2 protein-coding genes and 1 pseudogene are annotated in these 3,983 nt (G+C 36.8%); all 3 read right to left on the bottom strand.

The window, feature by feature from the left end; genetic code table 11:
* Nucleotides 1-434: 434 nt before the first annotated feature.
* On the bottom strand, nt 435-1,238 hold the full coding sequence (gene cysH, locus AFK68_RS07065) for a phosphoadenosine phosphosulfate reductase (protein ID WP_094672148.1): 804 nt from the start codon (nt 1,236-1,238) through the stop codon (nt 435-437).
* 351 nt (nt 1,239-1,589) lie between these two features.
* The coding region (locus tag AFK68_RS07070) for an NFACT family protein (RefSeq protein WP_094672150.1) at nt 1,590-2,813 on the bottom strand (1,224 nt) is incomplete at its 5' end.
* 1 nt (nt 2,814) lies between these two features.
* Nucleotides 2,815-3,484: pseudogene (locus tag AFK68_RS07075) on the bottom strand (NFACT family protein); the annotation flags it as partial.
* Nucleotides 3,485-3,983 lie beyond the last annotated feature (499 nt).

The following is a 3,983-nucleotide window of genomic DNA, read 5'->3' on the forward strand; positions in this document are numbered from 1 at the left end:
TGAAGCTCACGCCGGATGTAGATAGATAATCAAATTTTCTGACTATTCCTAATATACCCAATCATCAAATTCATTTTCTGAAGCGCACGCCGGATGTGGATGGGTGGTGAAAATTTCCTTCTATTCCTATATACCCAATCATCAAATTCATTTTCTGAAGCTTACGCCAGATGTAGATAGATAATCAAATTTCCTTCTATTCCTATATACCCAATCATCAAATTCATTTTCTGAAGCTTACGCCAGATGTAGATAGATAATCAAATTTTCCGACTATTCCTATATACCCAATCATCAAATTCATTTTCTGAAGCTCACGCCAGATGTAGATGGGTCATTATTCATCTACATCGGCATTTAATAATTTATTTCCCCTGGTTTTATACAACCCCTAAAATTTTGCTTTTCTTCCCTTCTGCCTTCTGCCTTCCTTCTTACAATAAACTAGAATCAAGACTTTGAGCTTCAGCTTTTGTTTCTGGTAAATGTAGGCCACACTCCTGCTTAAGGCCATGAAAACGAGTATCCCGTTCATCTGAATCATCAGCAGTCAGAGGCCGACTAGAATGCCAATCTCCCACAGTAGTGTATCCCAAATCGAAAAATGGATGATAAGGCAAATCGTGGGCTGTCAAATATTGATAAATATCCCGTGCATTCCAACTAAGTATCGGTAAAATCTTATATATATCCGACTGCTGACCAATCCGATCTAAACCTTGGCGGTGCTTGGTTTGGTCTCCCCTTAACCCAGTCAACCAACCAGTCGCCCTAAGCTCTTTCAATGCTCGTTGCATGGGTTCTACCTTGCGAATTTGGTCATAGCGGTTGAGGGAATCAACATCTTTTTCAGCCCAAAGTCTGCCATATATGGCTTCCATCCGAGCTGGACTAATAGGAGACTGATATACTTTAAGATTAAGTTTAAGTCGTTCTGTCAACTCTTCAGCAAATTTATAGGTTTCTTCTGGTAAATATCCTGTATCAATCCAGATCACAGGAATATTAGGTACAACACTTGTAACTAGATGTAACATAACAGCAGCTTGGATACCAAAACTGGTAGTCATAATTAGACCTTCCCCAAAAGTTTCATATCCCCACTTCACCAAAGTATGAGCATCTGCTTGGCCAAGTTCCTGGTTTATAGCTTCAAGATTAAGTTCTGGTATATATCTGTAATCTTGATGATTGTATTGTTTCTCTTCTTTAAGTGCGATTGGACTATTATGTAACATAAGTTATTACCAATAAAATTCTCGGTATAAAGATTTATGATTTATCATACGTTACTAATAACCTCCTAATGAGAGATAATTGATACTATTTTGGTCTTTATTAAGACTATTTTTTCTCTAGAGATGCTCTCGTGTTACAAAAAGCTTTTTTTGTCGTATAATTAAAGAAATAAAAAAAGACCAATTTAGCAAAACTAACTGGTCTAGGTATTAAATATTTTCCGTTGTTATTTCTGTGAGATAAACCTCTGGCTACGCATTCCCAAGTTCGCAGCGTTTAGCGGGTTATTAGGTCTCACTTTGTTTTCTGTACTTATTGTAACAAACTATTGAGAAATTTATTAAAAAAATTTAAAAATCAAGAGTAATTGACTTCTGGTTTATGTGGACTTCCGCACTTTGTGGCTTACCCCACAAAACCTGCTCCTGCTTATAAACAACCATGCCAGGTTTTGCCCCCTTGGGTTTATAAACAAACTTAGGTTTTGTATAAATTACTGGAACTACTTCACTTTGACGGGCACGACTATAAAAGGCACTCATATCTGCAACAAACTGGAGATCAACCTCATCAGGTATTGCTCCAGCATCCAGTCGCAACAAAACATGACTGCCTGGAATTTCTTGAGTATGAAACCAAATATCATAATCTCCTGCCACTCGAAAAGTCAAGATGTCATTTTGGCGGTTATTACGACCTACTAATAATTCCAAGCCACTAGGAGTTTGGTAACGATAAAATTCTGTATCCTTTTTATTATCTTGGTGATGATGTTCTGGCGCATTAAGATAACCTTGTTGAATCAACTCATCCCGAATTTCCTGCAAAGTCTGTAAATCTTCAGGACTTTGGTAAATATCTAACTGAGACAAAAAAGTTTTTATTTGTTCCAAATAATCAATTTCTGCTTGAACTTCTGCCAAAAGTGGCTCAACTGCTGTACGCGCCCTTTTTAACTTTTGGTGCTTTTTATAAATACTTTGGGCATTCTGGACGGCATTTTTTTCCGGGTCTAATTTTATAGCCACAGCTTCTCCCGTTTCAAAGTCTGCAAGGGAGATATTTTTCATCCCTGGTTGCCATTCCTGAAGATTGGCCATAAGTAGATCGGCTTGCGATCGCAATAACTCTGCCCCATCCGACTGTTTTAAACGCTCTGTAAAAGTATCAGCCTTTAGCTGTAACTTAGCAGTAATACTATTAAGTTTTTGACTAATTTGATGATGGAGTTGACTAAACTCTTGCTGATTAAGGTGTTGAGTATAATAGCTATTTAGTAATTCATTAACAGTATTAACAGATTCTATTCCTCCCCAACCTGTTACACTATATCCTGTAGATGTCCAACTAGGATAAAAGTCTAATTTTTCCAAAATTCCCAGCCATTTTTGCCAAAGTAGAAATAATTTCTCCCAGTCTGAAGTAGTCAGGTCATCTGTAGATTTTTGTGGGTCTAGACCAGCAGTTTCAATCATTGGTTGTATCAATGCCTTGCTCAAACCACGATAATTTTTAATTAAATTTCGCCATAATGAACCAGGAACTAAACTAATTCTTTCTTGCCACTCCTGTTGNCATCTGTAGATTTTTGTGGGTCTAGACCAGCAGTTTCAATCATTGGTTGTATCAATGCCTTGCTCAAACCACGATAATTTTTAATTAAATTTCGCCATAATGAACCAGGAACTAAACTAATTCTTTCTTGCCACTCCTGTTGAGTTTCTTGGAGGTTAGGAATAGGATTAGTTAGAGATGGTGGAAGTTCATAAGGTTGACCAGTTTGAATTTGACGGACACTAGACTGTTGACTATTAACTTGATGGGCACAGGTAACAACCAAATTATTAGCAGTGGTAAGAATAACATTACTATATTTAGTCATAACTTCTACATAAAGATGCCATAGAGGAGCTTCTCCAGGACGTTTTGCAAATTGAAAATCCAAAACCCTTTCCCAAGGAGAAACTTCAGCAATAGCTATTAAAGCTAACCCACCTAACTGATGTTTTAGTTGTTGACTAAAAGTAAATGTATCAGGAATACGAGGCGGAGGGTTGCCGAGACAGATACGAGCAGCTTGAGGATGCCAAGAAATATCTAGCCAACCTCGTTTTTTGATAGTTCGGAGGGCTAAAGAAATGGTAAAGCGGTCGCGCTGATATACTTGTTCTAACCTAGCCGGGAGCCATTGGTTGCGGAGTTCAGAACAAGAAGCTATGAGAGTTGTATAGTCAACAGGTTGCACAGTCAGATTAGAATCAAAACTTTCAAGTTAAATGTTCAATATTATCTCAAATTGGGAATTACGCATTTTTAAGTTCTAAATTTTACAATTCTCATAAAACCTAATGGATGCTCCTTATTTATATTATGATGCTTCTGCGTAAGTCCTATTAATCTAAATTTACAGGAATTTCCACAATTATGAGAAATGGGCAATAGGTAGAAAATATTCATTAAATATTCATCTCAACGTTGCTTGGAGACCGGCGTTCTTCATTAGCTTTCTCACATATTACTTCTGATTTTTGATTTTAATTTTTCTGTAGCTAGGCGTGTCTAGTATCTCAGAGAAACTATAGCGCTATAGATTTAGGTAAATAAATTGATAAATCTCAAAACTTTGTGAGAGATTACTTCTGATTTTTGATTTTAATTTTTCTGTAGCTAGGCGTGTCTAGTATCTCAGAGAAACTATAGCGCTATAGATTTAGGTGAATAAATTGATAAATCTCAAAACTTTG

Origin of the sequence: Hydrocoleum sp. CS-953 (assembly GCF_002260545.1) — a bacterium.
In the GTDB taxonomy this organism is placed as follows: domain Bacteria; phylum Cyanobacteriota; class Cyanobacteriia; order Cyanobacteriales; family Microcoleaceae; genus Trichodesmium.

Excerpts from the sequence above, each read along its gene's own strand:
- cysH (WP_094672148.1), bottom strand. The coding sequence starts at position 1,238 with ATGTTACATAATAGTCCAATCGCACTTAAAGAAGAGAAACAATACAAT.